The organism is Streptomyces sp. NBC_00239 (genome assembly GCF_036194065.1).
Taxonomy (GTDB): Bacteria; Actinomycetota; Actinomycetes; order Streptomycetales; family Streptomycetaceae; genus Streptomyces.
In genome coordinates this window covers 5231903-5250275 of record NZ_CP108095.1, presented here as the reverse complement: position 1 = coordinate 5250275, position 18373 = coordinate 5231903, and the positions used below count along the sequence as shown (strand labels likewise).

Here is an 18373-nt window from a genome sequence, read left to right as displayed (position 1 = left end):
GCATGGTGGGTGTAGCTCAGCTGGTAGAGCACCTGGTTGTGGTCCAGGTGGCCGCGGGTTCAAGTCCCGTCACTCACCCTGTACGAGGGCCCCGGTACGCGAAAGCGAACCGGGGCCCTCCGCGTTACCCCCGGCCTCCCGCACGCGCCCGCGGGGGTCACCCCCAGCCCCGCCGGCTTACGCTGCGCCACCCCCAGCCCCGCCGGCGTTTGAGGCGCGGGGTTCGGGGCGGAGCCCCAAGCAACCCGGCTCCGCCCGGACGCGCTCCTCAAGCGCCGGAGGGGCTGAAGGGTGCGCGGGGTCGCCGGGCTACGTGGAGTCGCGGACGATGAGCTGGGTCGGCAGGATGATGCGCGGCCGCTCCCCCGAGGCCGCGGGGCCAGCCGCTATCTGCTCCAGCAGCACCCGCGCCATCATCCGCCCCATCTCCTCGATCGGCTGCCGCACACTCGTCAACGCCGGATCCATGTGCCGGGCCACCGTCGAGTCGTCGAAGCCGACCAGCGCCACGTCCTGCGGTATCCGGCGCCCGGCCGTGCGCAGCACCTGGCGGGCGCCGGCCGCCATGACGTCGGAGGCCGCGAACACCGCGTCCAGCCCGGGCCGCCGGGCCAGCAGTTCCGCCATGGCGCGGCGGCCGCCCTCCTCGGTGAAGTCCCCGACCGCGGTGAGCCCCTCGTCGACCTCCGTCCCGGCCGCGGCGAGCGCCTGCCGGTAGCCGTCGAGGCGGCACTGGGCGCCGTACACGTCCAGCGGTCCGGTGATGGTCGCTATCGCCTGCCGCCCCCGGGCCAGCAGGTGCCGGACCGCCAGCCGGGCACCCTCCAGGTTGTCGGAGTCGACGCAGGCGAGCGGCTCCGCGGCGGACCGGCGTCCCGTGATCACAGCGGGGATGCCGAGTTCCTCCAGGAGCTCGGGCAGCGGATCGTCGGCGTGCACCGAGACCAGCAGCACCCCGTCGACCCGGTGCGCGGCGAGGTACTGCGCCAGCCTGCGGCGCTCGCGGTCGCTGCCCGCCAGCGTGAGGAGCAGCTGCATGTCCGTCTCGGCGAGCGCGGCGCCGACCCCGCGCAGCACGTCCGAGAAGTACGGCTCGGCGAAGAACCGGGACTCGGGTTCCGGCACGACGAGGGCGATGGCGTCGGTGCGGTTGGCGGCGAGCGCCCGCGCCGCGCGGTTGGGTACGTAGCCGAGCTCGGCGACGGCCGCCTCGACGAGGGCCCTGGTGTGCTCGCTGACCTTCGACGAGCCGTTGATCACCCGGGACGCGGTGCCGCGCCCCACCCCCGCCCGCGCCGCCACTTCTTCGAGGGTCGGCCGTCCCCCACTGCGCCCACGACCATTCATGGCTTCCTCCCACTTGGAATCTACCTCTTGACGGGCGTGGGAGCGCTCCCACACTGTGGCACACGACACTCGGCACGTCAGCCCTTCAGGGAGATGCCCATGCGCGCCAGAACAGGTCCCAGAACAGCCCTCCGCGCCGCCGTCGCCACCTTCGGCTCCGCCCTGTTGCTCGCGGGGTGCGCCTCCGATCCGGCGGAGTCCCCGGACCGGGGCACCTCCGGCGCGAAGGGGAAGACCACCCTGACCGTCGGCGTGTTCGGGGCCTTCGGCCTCAAGGAGGCCGGTCTCTACGACGAGTACACGGCTCTGAACCCCGATGTGGTGATCAAGCAGACCTCGATCGAGCGGAACGAGAACTACTACCCGCAGCTGCTCACCCACCTCGGGGCGGGCAGCGGCCTCGCCGACATCCAGGCCGTCGAGGTCAACAACATCGCGGAGATCACCGCGACCCAGGCCGACAAGCTGGTGGACCTGGGCACCACGGCCGGGGTGGACCGGTCGGCCTTCCTGCCCTGGAAGTGGGCGCAGGGCGCGGCCAAGGACGGCCGCGCGGTCGGCCTCGGCACCGACATCGGGCCGCAGGGCATCTGCTACCGCAAGGACCTGTTCGCGGCGGCCGGACTGCCCACCGACCGGGCGGCGGTGGGCGCCCTGTGGGCGGGCGACTGGAACCGCTATCTGGAGACGGGACGGCGCTACCAGGCGAAGGCCGGCAAGGGGAAGCCCTTCGTCGACTCGGCCTCCGGGGTCATGGCAGCCGTCACGGGCAGCAGTGCCGAGCGCTTCTACGACGAGAACGGCAAGGTCGCCTACAAGACCAACCCGGCCGTGCGCCAGGCCTTCGACCTGGCCGCCTCGTTCGCCACCGGGGGCCTGAGCGCGAAGCTCCAGCAGTTCACCCCCGCATGGGACCAGGGGTTCGCCAACGGCGGCTTCGCGACGGTCTCCTGCCCGGCCTGGATGCTCGGCTACATCCAGGACAAGGCGGGTCCGGCGGGGCGGGGCAAGTGGGACGTGGCGCAGGCGCCCCGCCCCAGCAACTGGGGCGGCTCCTTCCTCGTGGTGCCGAAGGCCGGCAAGCACCCGCAGGAGGCGGCGAAGCTGGCGGCCTGGCTGACCGCGCCCGCGCAGCAGGCGAAGCTCTTCGAGAAGCGCGGCAGCTTCCCGAGCGCGCAGGCGGCCTACGGGCTGCCGGCGGTGTCCGGGGCCAAGCACGCGTACTTCGGGGGCGCGCCGATCGGCGAGATCTTCGCGAAGGCCGCGCAGGGGGTGCCGGTGCAGACCGTCGGCCCCAAGGACCTGGTGATCGCGCAGAACCTCGCGGACATCGGCATGCTCCAGGTGGACCAGAAGGGCCGGACGGCGGAGCAGGGCTGGCAGGCCGCGGTGAAGGCGATCGACAACGCGCTGGACCAGTGAGCGGCCGTGTCGGACACCTCTCTGAGCGATGAGGCCGCCGCCGCGGCCGTCCTCCCCGCCCGCCCGGTGCGGGCGGGGAGCAGGTCCCAGGCGTGGCGCTCCCGGCGCTACCGATGGGACCTGCGCTGGAGCCCGTACGCCTTCGTGGCGCCCTTCTTCCTCTTCTTCGGAGCCTTCGGCCTCTTTCCCCTGCTGTACACGGGCTGGGCGGCGCTGCACCAGGTGGAGCTGACCGACCCGGACGCCATGACCTGGGTGGGGGCGCGGAACTTCACCCGGCTGCTGAGCGACGAGTTCTTCTGGAACGCGCTGCGCAACACGGTGACCATCGGTCTGCTGTCCACGGTCCCGCAGTTGCTCATCGCGCTGGGCCTGGCCCACCTGCTGAACTACCGGCTGCGCGGCTCGGCCTTCTTCCGGGTCGCCGTGCTCACCCCGTACGCAACCTCGGTGGCCGCGGCGACCCTGGTCTTCGTGCTGCTCTTCGGCCGTGATTACGGGATGGTCAACTGGGTGCTGGGGCTGGTCGGGATCGACGCGGTGGACTGGCAGAACGGCACGCTGTCCAGCCAGTTGGCGGTCTCCGCCATCGTGGTCTGGCGGTGGACCGGCTACAACGCGCTGATCTACCTCGCGGCGATGCAGGCGGTGCCACCGGAGTTGTACGAGTCGGCGGAGCTGGACGGAGCCTCGCGCTTCCAGCAGTTCCTTCACGTCACGATCCCCTCTCTGCGTCCGACGATCCTGTTCACCTGCGTGGTCTCGACGATCGGTGCGACCCAGCTGTTCGGCGAGCCGCTGCTCTTCAACGGGGGCGGCGGCGCGACCGGCGGCGCCGACCACCAGTTCCAGACCCTGGGGCTGTACCTGTACGAGCAGGGCTGGGTGAACCTGCACCTGGGGCGGGCCTCCGCGATCGCGTGGGCGATGTTCCTGATCCTGGTGCTGGTGGGCGGGGCGGTTCGGCTGCTGCGGGGGCGGGGTGAGGGCCGGTGAGAGCGCTCAAGGCTGGCCGGCTCACCTACGTGGTTCTCGGTCTCTTCACTCTCGGCTCCCTCTTTCCCCTGGTGTGGACGGCGATCGCGGCCTCGCGGAACAACACCCGGCTGGCGCAGACCCCGCCGCCGTTCTGGTTCGGCGGCAATCTGGGGCGCAACCTGTCCGTGGCGTGGACGGACGCCAACATGGGCACGGCCCTGCTGAACACGGCAGTGGTCGCGGGCACCGTCGCAGCCGGCACGGTGGTCTTCTCGACGCTGGCGGGCTTCGCCTTCGCCCGGCTGCGCTTCCGCGGGCAGCGGCTGCTGCTCGTGCTGGTGGTCGGCACCATGCTGGTGCCGCCGCAGCTGAGTGTGGTCCCCCTCTACATGCTGATCGCGGAGCTTTCCTGGACGGACCATCTCCAGGCGGTGGTGCTGCCGGCCCTGGTGTCCGCCTTCGGGGTGTTCTTCATGCGCCAGTACCTGGCCCAGGCGCTGCCCGCGGAGCTCGTCGAGGCCGCGCGGGTGGACGGCGCGAGTTCGCTGCGCGTGGTGTGGCACGTGGTGTTCCCGGTGGCCCGGCCGGCGATGGCGGTGCTCGGGATGCTGACCTTCGTGATGGCCTGGAACGACTTCTTCTGGCCGGTGATCGCGCTGACCCAGAACGGCAGCCCGACCGTGCAGGTGGCCCTGACGGGCCTGGGCCGGGGCTACATCCCCGACCAGTCGGTCATCATGGCCGGCGCCCTGCTCGGCACCCTCCCCCTTCTTCTCGTCTTCGTCCTCTTCGGCCGCCAGATCGTGGGCGGCATCATGCAGGGAGCCGTCAAAGGATGACAGCGGCACAGTTCTCCGGCGGCCCGGTCAGTGGGCCCGGAAGTCGGCGAGGTGGTCGTCGACCCAGGCCTCGAAGGACCGGGCCGGGTGGCCCGTGAGCTGCTCGACGCCGTCGGATATGGCGACGGGCAGGCCGTCGTGGGCTGCCCAGTGGTCGAGCAGCGCATCGGCGTAGGGAGCGGGGACGAAGGCCTCGACATCGGACTTCCACACGTCGGGGGTGACGGTCTCGACGGGGATGGGGCGGCCGAGGGCCGCGGCGATGAGCGCGAGCTGGGTGGCGAAGGTGAGCGAGTGCGGCCCGGTGAGGGTGTGGGCGCGGCCGCCGAGGGCGGGGTCGGTGAGCACCGCGAAGGCCGCCTCGGCGATGTCGGCCTCGTGGACGGGGTCGCTGTGCGCGCCGGGGTAGGGCATCCGCACGGGGTCGCCGGACGCGATGCTCCGGGCCCAGCCGCGGGAGTTGGAGGCGAAGGCGCCGGGGCGCAGCAGGGTGGAGCGGATCGGCGAGGCGAGCAGCGCCCGCTCGGCGTCCAGGTGGGAGGCGGCCAGTGCGTTGTCCTCGGCGTCGTGTGCAAGGACGGACGAGGAGGAGAGCAGCACGATGTGCTCCACTCCCGCGGCGCCGGCTTCCTTGAGGAAGGCGTCGGCAGCGGCCGGCTCGGCGTACAGGAACACGGAGGTCGCGCCGTCGAGGGCGGCCGGGAAGGTGCCGGGGTCGGTGAGATCGCACCGGACGGTGCCGGGGTCCTGCGGATCGCGGGAGGCGAGGCGGTGGGGCAGGCCGGCCTCCTGGAGCAGGCCCGCGAGTCCGCGGGCGACGGCGCCTCGGCTTCCGGTGACGAGCGTGGTCATCGCACATTCCCTTCGGTGGGCGTGCCACGGCTAAGATGGAGACGTGACACAGATTCTGCGTGACGCATTCTCTGCGTCACGCAGACAAATTTCCCTCATGGAGAAGCCCGATGTCAACCGATTCCCCTCGTTCGGGTGAGTGGACCCGCACCGAGCTGCTCGCGCGGATCATCTTCGAGAGCCAGCGGCACTACGCCGACTACTCCCTCTTCAACCAGGCCATGGCCGACCACGTCGGGCTGCACCCCACCGACATGCAGTGCATCGCCCTCCTCGACATGGAGCCGGGGCCGGTCAGCACCGGCGACATCGCCCGCCTCACCGGGCTGACCTCGGGCTCCGCCACCCGCCTCGTGGACCGCATGGTCAAGGCGGGGATCGTCGAACGGCAGACCGACCCCCAGGACCGCCGGCGCTCCCTGGTCGCCCTGGCCCCGGAGGCGCGGGCCCGGATCGGCGAAGCCTGGGAGACCCCCGGCCGGGCCTTCGGCGCCGTCCTGGACGGCTACTCCGACGACGAGTTGGCCGTGATCGGCGACTACCTGCACCGCGCGGCCGAAGTCGGCCGCGCGCAAGCCGAGCGGCTCCGCTCCCACCAGGCCGGGGAGTAAGCCGAGCGCCTCCACCTCGGACGGACCCTTCCCCACCCTCGGGCGACCCCGTCCCCGCCCTCGGGCGGACCCGTCCTCCGCCCGCGGACCGAGCGGCCCCTGCCCCCGTCCGGCCGCCCCCCGCCCCCGTCCGGGTGGGCCCGCCCCCCGGACGGAGGCGGGTGAGTTGCCGCCCCCACCGGACCGGCCGACCGTGGGTGCGACGGAAGGAGTCACGCATGCGAGTCATGCTCCACGCGCTCATCGACACTCAGGCCGGCAACGAGGCCCTGAAGAGCGGAAGCCTGCCGAAGGCCATGGCCGCGATGATGGACGCGCTCAAGCCGGAGGCCGCCTACTTCGGCCTGGACGGCGGAGTGCGGTCCTGCTGGATGGTCTTCGACCTGCAGGACAGTTCCCAGATGCCGCCCATGCTGGAGGACTTGTTCATGCAGTTCAACGCCGAGATCTCGGTCGTTCCGGTGATGGACCGTGAGGGTCTGGCAAAGGGGCTGGAGCAGATGAAGGCCACCCCGGGCTGAACGGGCCCGACGGCAGCGGCCGCCGCTCGCGCGAAGCGCGGGACGGCGGCCGCTGCCGTCCCGCGCACCCCACAGACCCCACGAACCCGCCCGACCGAGCCCCCCGGCGTTCAGTCGAGGATGCCCAGGTCGTACAGCAGCTCGTACCGCGACGGGTCGTCCGGCAGGAACCAGTGGAAGCCCTCCTCGAAGAAGACGGCCACCACGTTCACGGCGATCACCAGCGCCAGGAAGCCGAGCACGAGCTGCCCGGGCAGCCGGTACGAGGCGGGCACCGAGCGGCCGGCCGTCGCGTGCGCGAAGGCCATCACCACACCCACGGCGACCACGGAGGCGGTGAACAGGATCCACGCCCACACGTACAGGTGCAGCCCGAAGACCTCGCTGCCGTAGCCCTTGTCGCCGGGCAGGATGTGCAGCATCGTCTGCCGCCAGGAGGCGAAGGAGCCCGCCACCACCGCGACCAGGGCCAGGCCCCAGCCCATCATGTAGTCGCGCCCCGAGACGGATCCGTTCATCCCGCGGCGGATGATCACCCCCGCGCCGATGGCAGCCAGCAGCATGAACATCCGCTGGGCGATGCAGAGCGGGCAGGGGTACTCCCATTCCACGAACTGGTAATAGAGCCCGCCGCAGACGACACCCGTCCAGCCGAAGGCGAAGAAGCAGGCGAACCAGTACTGGACCCGGCCGAGCAGCCCGCCCGCCATCGGGGAGGCGTCCGGGAGGATGCTGTTCATCGCCATCGGTCAGTAGCTCAGCTTCAGGGCGAGGCCGCCGGTGATGTGATGCGCCATCAGCAGGATCACGGCGATCAGCATGACGAACCAGGCGCCCAGCACGACCGTCCTGGACGACTGCCGGTACATCGCCAGCAAGGTGGCGAGGATCCCGCCGAAGATAAGGGTGTCCATGGGCCCGGACGCTACCCAGATACGGACAAACCCCTCATGAGGCGCGCCCGCGCCCCTGCGTCGAAGCCCGCTTGCGGCGCCGGACCGCACCCCGGTGGCCGCGCCGCCCCTGCGCCGACGGCCGCTCCCGCCCGTCCGGCCCGATCCACACCCGCACCTCGGTCCCGCCGAGCACCGAGCGCCCGATCCGCACGTCACCGCCGGTGGCCTCGGCGACCCGCCGGACGATGTCCAGCCCCAGGCCCGTGGAGCCGTCCCGGCCGCCGTCGTTGCCGCGCCGCAGCGCCGCGTCCGGGTCGGCGATGCCGGCGCCCGCGTCCGAGACCAGCACGATCACCGCGTCGCCCGCGTCGTGCACGTCCACCGCGAACGGGGTCCCCTCCGGGGTGTGCCGGAAGACGTTGCCGAGCATCGCGTCGAGCGCGGCGGCCAGTTCGGGCCGGGCGACCGGCACCCGCACCGTGCGGTCCACCCCGGCCAGCCGGACCTCGCGGCCCTCGTCCTCCGCCAGCGCCGACCAGAACGCCATCCGCTCGCGGATCACCTCCGAGGCGTCGCAGCCCGCTCCCGGTCCGGGGTGCCGGCCGGACTCCTGCGGCCGCTGCTCGCGGGCGGTGCGGATGATCGTGTCCACCTCGCGTTCGAGCTGCTCCACCGCCGCGCGGGTCTGCTCGGCCGCCGGGCCGTCCCCGAGCGAGGCCGCGTTGAGCCGCAGCACGGTGAGCGGGGTGCGCAGCCGGTGCGAGAGGTCGGCGGCCAGCTCGCGCTCGTTGGCCAGGAGTTCGACCACCTGGTCCGCCATCGAGTTGAACGCGACCGCCGCCGAGCGGAGTTCCTTGGGGCCGTCCTCCGGCACCCGGGCGCCGAGCCGCCCCTCGCCCAGCTGCTGCGCCGCGTCCGCGAGCCGCGCGGCCGGCTGGACCATCCGTACGCCGAGCCGGTCCGCGACCGCCACCGAGCCGATGACCAGCGCGGTCCCGACCCCGGCGAGCACCAGCCAGGCCGTTCCCACGCCGTTGCTGACCTCGCCCTCCGGGATGTGGATCTCGACGACCGCGATGCCGCCGGAGCCGATGGCGGTGGGCTGGAGCAGTACGGAGCCGCCGCCCGCCACGCCGGTGGTGGTGGCCCGGCCCAGCCGCCGGGTGTCGGCGACGGCCCGGGCGCCCGCCCAGCCCTCGCCGATGTCCACGGGCCCGGCGCCCGCCACCCCGGCGTCGGGGTCGGCCTCGACGGCCGGCACGTGGACGGCCATCCGCCCGGCCGCGCCCATCTGCGTGGACGCGACGGCGCGGGCCAGCTGCCGCCGGTCGGTCGTGATCGACAGGGTGGGGCCGATGGCGGCGGCCTGCCGCTCGGCGTTCGAGAACGCCCGGTCGCGGGCCATCTCCTGGACCACCAGGCCGAGGGGTACGGCGAAGGCGACCACCACCATCGCGGTGACCGCCAGGCAGACGCGGACCAGCGCCCATCTCATCGGACGCTCACAGCGGCGGTTCCAGCTTCACACCCACTCCGCGCAGGGTGTGCAGGTAGCGGGGTCGGGCGGCCGTCTCGCCGAGCTTGCGTCGCAGCCAGGACAGGTGGACGTCGATGGTCTGGTCGTCCCCGTACGACTGCTGCCAGACCTCGGCCAGCAGCTCCTTGCGCGCCACGACCACCCCGGGCCGGCCGGCGAGGAAGGCGAGCAGGTCGAACTCGCGCCGGGTCAGGTCGAGTACCGCCCCGTCCAGTTCGGCGCTGCGGCGCAGCGGGTCGATGGCGAGGCCGCCGACGCGCAGGACGCGGGAGGGCGGCTCGGCCCCGGCGGCGGACCGGGAGCGGCGCAGCACGGCGGCCATCCGGGCCGAGAGGTGCTCCACGGAGAACGGTTTCGTCAGGTAGTCGTCGGCGCCGTCGTTCAGCAGCCGGACGATCTCGGACTCGTCGTCCCGGGCGGTCGCGATGATCACCGGTACGTCGGTGATGCCGCGCAGCATCTTCAGCGCCTCCGCCCCGTCCAGATCGGGCAGTCCGAGGTCGAGGATGACCACGTCGAAGCGGAAGTGGGCGACTTCCCGGAGGGCCTCCAGGGCGGTGCCGACGCTGCGCACGGTGTGCGCGGCGTCGGTGAGGTGCCGGATGAGGGCGGAACGTACGAACTGGTCGTCCTCGACCACGAGCACACTTGCCATGGGCGGCACCGTACGCCATTCGGGGGACCCGCACCGGCGGTGGGACACCTCTGGGGGGCGTGGTGCAGTATGTCCCCCGATGAGACGAGGACTCGTGCACGCGCTGGCGTGGACCCTGGCGACGGGCGCCGCGATGACCCTGTCGTGGTGGGGGGTGCACTCGGTGATGTCGGGCACCGCCTACGATCCGCCGCGCGCGCTGCCGCTCTCGTCGGACCCGCAGGCCTCCTCGACCTGGCGGGCCGCCGCGCCCTCGCGCTCCCCCTCTCCCGTCCCCTCGGGAACGCCGTCGGCCGGGCCGTCCGCGACGCCTTCGCCGCCCGCCCGTTCGACCGCTCCGGCGCAGGATCCGGAACCCGCGGGCAGCCGCCGTCCGTTGGCCCGGCACGACGACGGCGCGGGCCGGGACTCCGGGCGGGTCGAGAGCCGTACGGTCGACGGCGGCCGGGTCGCCTTCGACCTGGGCACGTCCTCGGCGCGGTTGCTGTCCGCGACGCCGGCGGCCGGCTGGCGGATCCAGGTGTGGAAGCAGGACTTCTGGATCCGGGTGACCTTCACCCGCGACGACCGCGAGGTCAACGTCTTCTGCACGTGGCACGACCACGCGCCGACGATCGAGATCGACGAACGCTGACCCGCTGCGCGAGCGCGGGCGCCGCCCCCGGGAGCAACCCGGCTCCGCCGGGCACCGGGCTCGGCCCGGACCCGCGCCCCAAACGCCGGCGAGGCTGGATGTTGCCGCCCAGGCGGGATGTGCCGCCCGGGCACCGGCCGGGCGGCAGGGTGCGCCTCTGCTCAGCGGAAGACGGACGGCGGCGGGGCCGGGGAGGCCGCTGCCGAGGCGTCGGAGACCGGGCTCGCGCCCCCGGTGAAGTCGGCGAGGGCGCGGCCGTGCTCGACGCGGCCCGGGTGCGGGTCGCTCGCGACCCGCCGGGTGAGTTCGGCGACCGGCAGCTCCCGGTCGGATGCGACGAGCACCGCATTGCCGAATCGTTTCCCCCGGAACACCACCGGGTCCGCGGCCAGCGCGAGTTCACCGAACCGGGAGGCGGCGGTGGCGATCTGTCCCCGCAGGTGCGCGAGCGGCGGCCCGTCCGCGAGGTTGGCGACGTACCAGCCGGCGGGCGACATCGCCCGGCGTACGTCGTCCAGGAATTCCGCGCTCGTCAGGTGCGCGGGGGTGCGGGCGCCGCTGAAGACGTCGGCGATCACGAGGTCCGCCCAGCCGTCCGGGACCTTGGCCAGTCCGGCCCGCGCGTCGACCGCGCGCACCCGGACCCGGGCCTGCGGGTCCAGCGGCAGGTTGGCCCGTACGAAGGCCACCAGGCCGGCGTCGATCTCGACGATCTGCTGGGTCGAGCGGGGCCGGGTGGCGGCCGTGTAGCGGGCCAGGGTGAAGGCGCCGCCGCCGAGGTGCACCACGTTCAGCGGCTGCCGGGCGGGGGCGGCCAGGTCGATGACGTGCCCGATCCGCCGCTGGTAGGAGAAGTCGAGGTATGAGGGGTCGTCGAGGTCCACGTGGGACTGCGGGGCGCCGTCGATCAGCAGCGTCCAGGCGCGGGCCCGCTCCCGGTCCGGAGCCAGCTCTGCCAGACCGCCGTCCACCTGCGCGACGACGGCCTCGGGGGTCGCACGTCCGCGGTTCTTGCCCTTCGCCACGCACCCATTATCGCTTCATCACACGATCTTGGTGCGCGGCGGCCTCAGCGGCAGTTGTCGGCGGCCTCGATCAGCCGGGCCGCCTCGCCGAGGGCCGCGCGCAGCACCGCGGGGTCGGTGACCGACCCGGCGGCCTCCGGAGGCAGCAGCCAGCCGGTGCCCTCGCTCGTGGGGGCCACGTCGAAACGCATGCCACGCCCCGAGGTGTGCGTACAGGCGCTGCCCGGCAGGTCCCAGCCGTCCGCGGTGCCGGGGGGCACCAGGAAGCCGAGGGTGTCGCCGGACCCGTCGTGCAGGACCGGGCCGACCCGGCCGGGCCCCTCGCCGGAGGCGGCCGCGGTGGTGCGCCTGATGATGTCCACCGCTTCCAGCCCCTGTCGGGCGGGGACGGTCACCAGGTCGGGGGCGGCGCCCTGCTCGGCGCCCGCGCCGACGGCGTCCGTACTCGTCTCCATACCAGCCTCCGCCAAGGGAACCCCTCCTCGGTCCTCGTCCTCGTACGAGCGGGGAGCCGTCCCACTCCGCATGGTTCAACGCCCGGAAACGTCAACGGTGGCGGCAACATGGCGCCGCAAAGGATGGCAGTTCATGGCGGATCGCGGGTGAGATATCCGTTTTGTAGCCAAACAGTTGCCAGGACGTCCTTCACTGGCGGTACGTTCTTGCGCGCCGGTCCCCCAGGCACCGGCGGCACTTTGGCCAGAGAGGGCACGTCCGATGGTGACGTCACCTAACGAATCCTTCCGGCGGCTGCGCGGGCAGCAATCCCCCGCCGAATTCGCGGCGCTGGTACGCCGGGCCGCCCGGGAGATCGGCGAGACGGTCGCGTGCGACGCCCGCTACATCGGGCGGGTGGAGGCGGGCGAGATCCGCTGCCCCAACTACGCGTACGAACGGGTGTTCCTGCACATGTTCCCCGGACGCACGCTGTCCGACCTGGGTTTCTCGCCGCGTGAATCCGTGCGCGGCAGGGGGCCGAACCGTTTCGCCCCCGTCCCCGCACTTCCTTCACCCGCCCCCCCTTCGTCTGAGGAGAGCGACGTGCTGCGTCGCGCGTTCATTTCCGGCGGATCCGCCACCGTGGCGGCCGCGACCCTGGGCTTCACCCTGCCCCGGCGCCCCGGAGCCCACCGCCGGGCCGGCGAGGCCGAGGCCGACGCCGTGGAAGCGGCCGTACGCCAGATCCGGCTGCTCGACGACCGGCACGGCGCGGACGGCCTGCACCGGCGGGCGGCCGAGCCGCTGCGGACCGCGTACGCGCTGCTGGACGCCGGCACCACCCGGCAGTCCACCGCGGACCGGCTGCACGCGGGCGCCGGCGAACTGGCCATCTCGGTGGGCTGGCTGGCCCACGACTCCCGCCGCTTCGGCGAGGCCCGCTCGCACTACGCGGAGGCGCTGGCCACCGCCCGGGTCTCGGGTGACGCGGCACTGGAGGCGCACGCCTTCTGCAACACGGCCTTCCTGGCCCGGGACGCGGGCCGGCCGCGCGAGGCCGTACGGGCCGCCCAGGCGGGCCAGCGCGCGGCCCGCTCGGTGGGCTCGGCCCGGCTGTCCTGCCTGCTCACCCTGCGGGAGGCGGCCGGCTGGGCCGGTCTCGGCGACCGGCCCGGCTGCGAGGAGGCCCTGGGACGGGCGCACACCCTGTTCGGCCGGGGGACCTCGGACGCCGACCCCGAGTGGATGAGCTTCTTCGGCGAGGCGGAGCTGGAGGCGCTGGAGGCCGGATGCTGGTCCTCCCTCGGGGAGTTCGGCCGGGCCGCCCGTCACGCCCGGCGGGCCTCGAACCTCCAGGATCCGCATTTCGCGCGCAACGTGGCGCTGTACACCGCGCAGTTGGCCGACGACCTGGCGCGGGCGGGCGTGCCCGACGAGGCGGCGGCCGCCGGGGAGCAGGTGCTGGACCTGCTGCCGCAGGTGCAGTCCTCGCGGGTGGCGGCCATGCTGTCGTCGACCGCCGTCGCGCTGCTGCCGCACCAGCGTTCCCCGCGGGTGGCGGGCTTCCTGTCCCGGCACTCGGCTCTCTGAGCCGGCGCGGCGCACCACACCCGCGTGTGGCCGCGCCGCCGCGCCCGTGCCCGCGCCGCCGCGGAACCCCGCCGGGTCAGGGGCGCCAGACCACCCGGTGTTCCGCGAGGTGGGCCAGCACCGAGTGGTTGGCCTCCCAGCCGTCCGGGAACTTCACCGCCACCCCCAACTGGACCGGATCCGTGCCCGGGTGCTCGTCCAGCAGGTCCGCGATGCCCGCCCGGGCCACGACCACGCAGGCGTGCCGGTGCCGGGAGGTGAGCACGCACAGCCGGCCGGTCTCCAGGTGGAAGGCGGTGGCGTCGGGGCGGCCGGACAGCGGGTGCAGCACCACGGTCAGGTCGTACTCGCGGCCCTGCAGCCGGTTCGCGGTGTCGACGGTCACGCCCGTGACGCCCAGGTCGGCCAGCGCCGCGCGTACGGCGGCCGCCTGGTCGCGGTGGGCGGTGCCGACCGCGATCCGGCCCCCGGTCAGCGGGACCGGGTCCGGCGACTGCTCCGAGACGGCGACGGCGCCGCGGTCCAGGGCGCGGCGCACCACCAGAGCCACCGCACGCACCGCCTCGGGGTCCGTGCGCGGGGTGTGCCGGGCGGGGAGTTCGAGCAGCCCCCAGCCGGCCGCCGCGGCCTCGTCGAGCACCCGGTCCGGGCCGGAGCCGTCCGAGGCCGTCCCGTACGACAGCCGCCGGTCCCCGGGTCCGGTGCCGCTGCGGAACGGCGTGTACGGGTAGAAGGCGGCCGAGACCAGCGGCGCCGCCGAGGCGGGCAGTCGCCAGGACACCGGGAGCCGGTGCTGGGGCAGTCCGGGGTTGTGGGCGAGGAGGGTGGCGACGGCGCTCGCCGACGGGTCGTGGGACAGGCCCGCCCACTGGTCGGCGCCTACCACGCTGAAGGGGTCCAGCTGCCCCGGGTCGCCCACGAACAGCGCCCGCTCGAACAGCCCGGCCACGGCCAGCAGCGCGTCGGAGCGCATCTGGTACGCCTCGTCGACGATCGCGTGCTCCCACGGCTCGACGCCCTGGGTGTGTGCCCATTTCGCGGCGGTGGAGACGACGACGGGCAGCGCGGCCAGGTCGCCGGGCTTCGCGGCGAGCGTGACGGAGGGCAGGTCGAGCAGGGCCTTGTCGTAGGCGTCGGCGTCGCTGCTGTGCAGCCGGCCGACCGGCAGCTGCGGGTCCTTGGCGGCGAGCCGCAGGACGAGGTCGTCCACCTGCGCGTTGGTCTGCGCGACGATCATCAGCCGGCGGCCGGCGGCGGCGAGTTCGCGGGCCGCGGTGACCACGAGGGTGGACTTCCCGGCGCCGGGCGGGGAGTCGACGACCACCCCGCGCTCGGTCCCGTGCAGGGTGTCGTGGAGGATCCCGGCGGTGGCCCGGGCGGCCGCCGCTCCCGGGTCGGCGGCGGTCTCGTGCGGGGCGCCGTCCGCGGAGGGGGCGGGCGCGGGGGCGGGCGGGGTCACAGCACGTCCTCGTCGGTCACGGCGTCGGCGCCTTCGGCAGCGGATCCGGGCGGGCCGCCGTGCGTCCACGGGGTGTCCTCCGGTTCGGGCAGCCTGGGGCCGCTGCGCGGCTCGTGCTCGAAGAGGGTCCAGCAGATCCGGTCGCCCTTGCCGGGCACGGAACCCTCTTCCGGCTCCCGGCCGCGGCCCATCTTGTCGAGCAGCCGCAGGACGAGCGCGCCGCCGTCCTCCCGGCGGACGAACTCCGCGCTCTGGGCGCGGCCCGCCAGCGAGCGGTACACCTTGACCGGCCCGTCGAGCTGCGGCCGGTCCTCGGTGGCGACCGTCACCAGCGGCCTGGGGCTGGGCCGCTTGGAGTCGGTCCACTCCATGACGACCTCGGTGACCTCGCCCGCGAAGGCCTCCCCGGTGAACCTGCGGGCCGCCATCACCAGCGGGTCGTCGAGCGCCTCCTGGGCGTCGAGCCGGGCCTGCTCGGTCTCGCGCCGGCCCAGTTTCCGGGCGGCGGTGACGGCGTCGTCCTGGCGCGGCTGGGGCGGCTCGCCGGCCCGGACCCGGTCCCGGTGCCCGGTGTACGACCAGCGGTCGCCGGTCCAGCGCTGCTCGGTCCGCTCGCCCGGGGGCAGTTCGCGCACCAGGTCCAGGGCCTGCCAGACGGCGTGCCAGGTGGGCCGCAGCCGGCTGTCGACCAGGGCGCGGACGGCGTCCTCGGCCGCGATGACGGCCGCCGGGTCGGCGGGGTGGGCCGAGCGGGCGGCGTCGTAGCGGGCCATGGCGGGGGCCAGGAGCCGGTTGTCGAAGGCGGGGTCGGTGGCCGGTCCGGCGGGCGGCACGAGCAGCTGGCCCTGTGCGTCCCGGCCGAGTTCGGCGCGCAGCGCCTGCTCGGCGCCGGTGCCGCCGGCCGCGGGGTCGGGCGCTATCCAGGCGAGCAGGGCTCCGAGGTGCTGGTCCTCCAGGCTGCTCTGGCCGGTGGCCCAGTGCCGGGACAGCAGGCCGGTGGCGGACAGCAGCAGCGCGGAGCCGGGCATCCGGGAGCGCTCGGCGAGGTGGGTGAACCAGCGGCCGAGCAGCGGGACCCGGGCGGGCGCCGGGTAGGGCGCGTCCGGGTCCTGTTCGGCGGTCCGGCGAAAGCGCATGGACCGGCCGAGCAGCCGTACGTACTCCACGCCGGCGGCGCTGGGCACCACCAGCTGGGGAGCGTCGAGGCAGAGTTCGGCGGCGACCTTGGTCTTCTTGCCGGTCGCGGGGTCGGTCTCGGTGCGTTCGGCGGGCTCGACGTCGTCGGCGTACCCGTCGATGTGCGGCAGCACCTCCTCGGCGAGGTCGGCGAGGAAGGACCAGCGCAGGTCGCGGTCGCGGGGCTGTGGGACGACCAGGAGCCGCGGCGCGTCCCGGTCGGTGCCGACGAGCGCCCCGAGCGGCGCCCCGGCCTCGCCGGCGGTGGTCAGGGGTACGAGGACCAGCGGGCGCTCGCTCAGGTGGCGGTGGCGGACGGTGGCGAGCGGCCGGGCCCGGCCGGCGCGGACCGCTTCGAGCCGGGCCAGCGTGTTCAGCAGGGACGACATGCGCCGTCCTCCTGGCGGGGGTGCGGGGGCCGGGCGGCGGCCTCGGCCAGGGCTTCGGCGCGGAGCCGGGCGGCGCGGTGCAGGGCTTCGGCGGTGGGGTCCGGCTCTCCGGCGGCGCCGCCGGGGCAGCCGTCGGCGGCCGCGGCGAGGGCCGCCTCGACGGTGGTCAGGGCGCCGAGTTCGCCCCGTACGCCCCGGCCGAGGGTGGTGACGGAGCCGGCGGTGCGGGCCCGGTCGCGGCAGTGGAAGGCCAGTTCGCAGGCGGCCAGGCAGTCGGGGGCGTACGCGGCGGTGACGGCCTCGACGGCGTCGGCGAGTTCGGCGCGGGGGCGGTCGAGGGCGAAGGTGGCGCCCTCGGGGAGGGCGGCGGCGAGTTCTTCGACGCGGGCGAGCCGGTCGAGCTGCCGGCGGGTGACGGCGCGCTGTTTGCGGATGTCGACGGCGGCCGCGGTGGGGATGTTGGAGAAGTCCTTGGGGCAGACGAGGAGCACGCAGTGGCCGACCCGGGCGCCGTCGAGCTTGGCGGCGACCCGCTCCAGCGCGAGGACGTAGACGGCGGCCTGGCGGGCGGCGGCGCCGACCTTGGCTCCGTCCGCCGCCCCGTCCACGAGCGGGAAGGACTTGATCTCGACGACGGTCCAGCGGCCGTCGGGGTGCACGACGACGGCGTCCGGCTCCAGGTAGGCCGGGGTGCCGGCCACTTCGAGGGCCAGCATGGGGTGGTCGAGGAGGGTCCAGGTGCCGGCCGCGGTCGCCTCGCGCAGGGCGAGGGAGGTGCGGGCGGCGCGGCCCTCGGGCCCGGCGGCGGCGAGGTCGGGCAGGTGGGCCGCGCGCGGCGGCGGCTCGGCGCGGTCGCCGAGCCGCTCGTGCACGAGCCGCAGGAGTTCGGTGCCGCCGTCGGCCTTGACCTTGGCCTCGAAGGAGTTGCCGCGGACCAGGGCGAACTGGGACTGGCCGTATCCGGCCGGGGAGCCGAGCGCCGAGGCCAGCGCGGTCTTGTCCACGCCGGCGCCGTCGAGGAGGGCTCGTCTGCGGCAGCCGGGGTTGGCGGCGAGCGCCGCCAGGGCGCGCGCGTCCAGGGGGCGCGGCGGTACGGCGGGGCCGCGCAGCTCAGCGAGCCGCTGCCGGAGTGTCGTCTTCTGCGCTGGACCGCTGGGCGGGTAGGAGCTCACCCGCGGAAGTCTCCCATCCGCCACTGACAATCGCGGGCTTCCGGCGGAACCGTCCGGTCAGCCGTTCCTTCAGGCGCTCGGTCAGCCGCAGGGCGGGGCGCACGAGGAGGAAGCCGGCGCCCATCACGGCGGCTCCGGCGACACCGTCGAGGAGGTAGTGGTTGGCGGTGCCGAGCACGACGAGCAGCGTCAGAGCGGGGTAGGCGGCGCCCAGGGCCCGCAGCAGCGGGGTGCGGCCGTGCTGCCAGAGCAGGATCCCGCACCACAGGGCCCAGCCGACGTGCAGGCTCGGCATGGCGGCGTACTGGTTGGTGAGCCCGCCGAGCCCTCGGGGTGCGCTGGCCTCGCCGCCCCACCAGCCGTACGAGCTGTACTGGGCCATCGTGTCGGTGAAGCCGTGCACGGAGTCGAGGAGCCGGGGCGGGCAGGTGGGGAGCAGGGTGAAGCCGACGAGACCGAGGAGGGTGGAGAGCATCAGCCAGGTCCGGGCGCCGAGGTAGGCGGCGGGCCGCCGCAGGTAGAGCCAGACCAGGACGGCGGGGGTGACCAGGTAGTGCAGGGACGCGTACGCGAAGTCGGCGGGTATCCCGATCCACGGTTCGGCGGTGAAGAGCCGGTTGAGCGGGTGCTCGGCGTTCAGGTACAGGAGTTTCTCGAAGCGCAGGATCGCCAGTCCGTGGTCCACCGCGGTGGAGACATCGCCGCGGGCCAGCAGCCTGCCGCCGGAGTATGCGGCGTACACGACACCTATGAGCAGGAGCTCGGCCCACCACCGGGGACGTCGCTCGACACGTTCAGCCATACGGCGTAAGACGTACGGGACGACCCCGAG

Annotated in this window: 19 protein-coding genes and 1 tRNA gene; 8 read left to right on the top strand and 12 right to left on the bottom strand. The window is 74.2% G+C overall.

What is annotated here, in order from left to right; genetic code table 11:
• Positions 1–5 precede the first annotated feature (5 nt).
• Positions 6–78, top strand: a tRNA-His gene (locus OG764_RS23135).
• A 231-nt stretch (positions 79–309) separates the two neighbouring features.
• Here OG764_RS23135 and OG764_RS23130 read toward each other — a convergent pair.
• Positions 310–1347, bottom strand: a complete 1038-nt coding sequence (locus tag OG764_RS23130) for a LacI family DNA-binding transcriptional regulator (protein ID WP_328970330.1) — start codon at positions 1345–1347, stop codon at positions 310–312.
• 99 nt (positions 1348–1446) lie between these two features.
• On the opposite strand from OG764_RS23130, the gene OG764_RS23125 reads away from it, so the two are divergent.
• From OG764_RS23125 to OG764_RS23115, 3 genes are all read left to right on the top strand, one after another.
• Complete coding sequence (locus OG764_RS23125; RefSeq protein ID WP_328970329.1) at positions 1447–2769, top strand: ABC transporter substrate-binding protein; 1323 nt, start codon at positions 1447–1449, stop codon at positions 2767–2769.
• Between the two features lie 66 nt (positions 2770–2835).
• Positions 2836–3765: a carbohydrate ABC transporter permease gene (locus OG764_RS23120; RefSeq protein ID WP_328973132.1), complete on the top strand. Its 930-nt coding sequence runs from the start codon at positions 2836–2838 to the stop codon at positions 3763–3765.
• Positions 3762–4586 carry a carbohydrate ABC transporter permease gene (locus OG764_RS23115; RefSeq protein WP_328970328.1) on the top strand — a complete coding sequence of 275 codons (825 nt, stop codon included), beginning with the start codon at positions 3762–3764 and terminating at the stop codon, positions 4584–4586. Before OG764_RS23120 ends, OG764_RS23115 begins: the two co-directional genes overlap by 4 nt.
• A gap of 27 nt (positions 4587–4613) precedes the next feature.
• Here OG764_RS23115 and OG764_RS23110 read toward each other — a convergent pair whose 3' ends face one another.
• Positions 4614–5438 carry an NAD(P)H-binding protein gene (locus OG764_RS23110; protein ID WP_328970327.1) on the bottom strand — a complete coding sequence of 275 codons (825 nt, stop codon included), beginning with the start codon at positions 5436–5438 and terminating at the stop codon, positions 4614–4616.
• A 110-nt stretch (positions 5439–5548) separates the two neighbouring features.
• Here OG764_RS23110 and OG764_RS23105 point away from each other — a divergent pair, with 110 nt between their 5' ends.
• Together OG764_RS23105 and OG764_RS23100 are read left to right on the top strand one after the other, a co-directional pair.
• On the top strand, positions 5549–6049 hold the full coding sequence (locus OG764_RS23105) for a MarR family winged helix-turn-helix transcriptional regulator (protein WP_328970326.1): 501 nt from the start codon (positions 5549–5551) through the stop codon (positions 6047–6049).
• Positions 6050–6267: 218 nt separating this feature from the next.
• Positions 6268–6570, top strand: coding sequence for a hypothetical protein (locus OG764_RS23100; RefSeq protein WP_328970325.1), 303 nt, complete (start codon positions 6268–6270; stop codon positions 6568–6570).
• Positions 6571–6680: 110 nt separating this feature from the next.
• Here the strand turns inward: OG764_RS23100 and OG764_RS23095 are convergent, their stop codons facing one another.
• The 4 genes from OG764_RS23095 to OG764_RS23080 are packed head-to-tail and all read right to left on the bottom strand — an operon-like array spanning position 6681 to position 9658.
• Positions 6681–7310 (bottom strand): disulfide bond formation protein B, encoded by a 630-nt coding sequence (locus OG764_RS23095; RefSeq protein ID WP_328970324.1) that lies wholly within the window; start codon positions 7308–7310, stop codon positions 6681–6683.
• Between the two features lie 9 nt (positions 7311–7319).
• Positions 7320–7484 (bottom strand): DUF5993 family protein, encoded by a 165-nt coding sequence (locus tag OG764_RS23090; protein WP_328970323.1) that lies wholly within the window; start codon positions 7482–7484, stop codon positions 7320–7322.
• Between the two features lie 34 nt (positions 7485–7518).
• Positions 7519–8961: a HAMP domain-containing sensor histidine kinase gene (locus OG764_RS23085; RefSeq protein ID WP_328970322.1), complete on the bottom strand. Its 1443-nt coding sequence runs from the start codon at positions 8959–8961 to the stop codon at positions 7519–7521.
• A gap of 7 nt (positions 8962–8968) precedes the next feature.
• Positions 8969–9658: a response regulator transcription factor gene (locus tag OG764_RS23080; protein WP_328970321.1), complete on the bottom strand. Its 690-nt coding sequence runs from the start codon at positions 9656–9658 to the stop codon at positions 8969–8971.
• A gap of 79 nt (positions 9659–9737) precedes the next feature.
• Between OG764_RS23080 and OG764_RS23075 the strand changes: the two genes are divergently transcribed.
• Complete coding sequence (locus tag OG764_RS23075) at positions 9738–10292, top strand: hypothetical protein (protein ID WP_328970320.1); 555 nt, start codon at positions 9738–9740, stop codon at positions 10290–10292.
• Positions 10293–10453: 161 nt separating this feature from the next.
• Here the strand turns inward: OG764_RS23075 and OG764_RS23070 are convergent, their stop codons facing one another.
• On the bottom strand, positions 10454–11317 hold the full coding sequence (locus OG764_RS23070) for a spermidine synthase (RefSeq protein WP_328970319.1): 864 nt from the start codon (positions 11315–11317) through the stop codon (positions 10454–10456).
• 44 nt (positions 11318–11361) lie between these two features.
• On the bottom strand, positions 11362–11772 hold the full coding sequence (locus OG764_RS23065) for a hypothetical protein (protein ID WP_328970318.1): 411 nt from the start codon (positions 11770–11772) through the stop codon (positions 11362–11364).
• A 262-nt stretch (positions 11773–12034) separates the two neighbouring features.
• Here OG764_RS23065 and OG764_RS23060 point away from each other — a divergent pair, with 262 nt between their 5' ends.
• Positions 12035–13345: a tetratricopeptide repeat protein gene (locus tag OG764_RS23060; protein WP_328970317.1), complete on the top strand. Its 1311-nt coding sequence runs from the start codon at positions 12035–12037 to the stop codon at positions 13343–13345.
• A gap of 76 nt (positions 13346–13421) precedes the next feature.
• On the opposite strand, the gene OG764_RS23055 is transcribed toward OG764_RS23060, so the two are convergent.
• The 4 genes from OG764_RS23055 to OG764_RS23040 all read right to left on the bottom strand — a co-directional run bounded on the left by OG764_RS23055 (position 13422) and on the right by OG764_RS23040 (position 18343).
• Positions 13422–14705 (bottom strand): AAA domain-containing protein, encoded by a 1284-nt coding sequence (locus OG764_RS23055; protein WP_328973131.1) that lies wholly within the window; start codon positions 14703–14705, stop codon positions 13422–13424.
• A gap of 95 nt (positions 14706–14800) precedes the next feature.
• On the bottom strand, positions 14801–16369 hold the full coding sequence (locus tag OG764_RS23050; protein WP_328970316.1) for a hypothetical protein: 1569 nt from the start codon (positions 16367–16369) through the stop codon (positions 14801–14803).
• Positions 16354–17541 carry a hypothetical protein gene (locus OG764_RS23045; protein ID WP_328970315.1) on the bottom strand — a complete coding sequence of 396 codons (1188 nt, stop codon included), beginning with the start codon at positions 17539–17541 and terminating at the stop codon, positions 16354–16356. Before OG764_RS23045 ends, OG764_RS23050 begins: the two co-directional genes overlap by 16 nt.
• Positions 17480–18343: a phosphatase PAP2 family protein gene (locus tag OG764_RS23040; RefSeq protein ID WP_328970314.1), complete on the bottom strand. Its 864-nt coding sequence runs from the start codon at positions 18341–18343 to the stop codon at positions 17480–17482. The genes OG764_RS23045 and OG764_RS23040 overlap by 62 nt, the downstream gene beginning before the upstream one ends.
• Positions 18344–18373 lie beyond the last annotated feature (30 nt).

Coding starts and splice junctions, on each gene's coding strand:
- OG764_RS23130 (WP_328970330.1), bottom strand. CDS start 1,347: ATGAATGGTCGTGGGCGCAGTGGGGGACGGCCGACCCTCGAAGAAGTG.
- OG764_RS23125 (WP_328970329.1), top strand. CDS start 1,447: ATGCGCGCCAGAACAGGTCCCAGAACAGCCCTCCGCGCCGCCGTCGCC.
- OG764_RS23110 (WP_328970327.1), bottom strand. CDS start 5,438: ATGACCACGCTCGTCACCGGAAGCCGAGGCGCCGTCGCCCGCGGACTC.
- OG764_RS23105 (WP_328970326.1), top strand. CDS start 5,549: ATGTCAACCGATTCCCCTCGTTCGGGTGAGTGGACCCGCACCGAGCTG.
- OG764_RS23100 (WP_328970325.1), top strand. CDS start 6,268: ATGCGAGTCATGCTCCACGCGCTCATCGACACTCAGGCCGGCAACGAG.
- OG764_RS23095 (WP_328970324.1), bottom strand. CDS start 7,310: ATGAACAGCATCCTCCCGGACGCCTCCCCGATGGCGGGCGGGCTGCTC.
- OG764_RS23090 (WP_328970323.1), bottom strand. CDS start 7,484: ATGGACACCCTTATCTTCGGCGGGATCCTCGCCACCTTGCTGGCGATG.
- OG764_RS23085 (WP_328970322.1), bottom strand. CDS start 8,961: ATGAGATGGGCGCTGGTCCGCGTCTGCCTGGCGGTCACCGCGATGGTG.
- OG764_RS23080 (WP_328970321.1), bottom strand. CDS start 9,658: ATGGCAAGTGTGCTCGTGGTCGAGGACGACCAGTTCGTACGTTCCGCC.
- OG764_RS23075 (WP_328970320.1), top strand. CDS start 9,738: ATGAGACGAGGACTCGTGCACGCGCTGGCGTGGACCCTGGCGACGGGC.
- OG764_RS23065 (WP_328970318.1), bottom strand. CDS start 11,772: ATGGAGACGAGTACGGACGCCGTCGGCGCGGGCGCCGAGCAGGGCGCC.
- OG764_RS23060 (WP_328970317.1), top strand. CDS start 12,035: ATGGTGACGTCACCTAACGAATCCTTCCGGCGGCTGCGCGGGCAGCAA.
- OG764_RS23050 (WP_328970316.1), bottom strand. CDS start 16,369: ATGTCGTCCCTGCTGAACACGCTGGCCCGGCTCGAAGCGGTCCGCGCC.
- OG764_RS23040 (WP_328970314.1), bottom strand. CDS start 18,343: ATGGCTGAACGTGTCGAGCGACGTCCCCGGTGGTGGGCCGAGCTCCTG.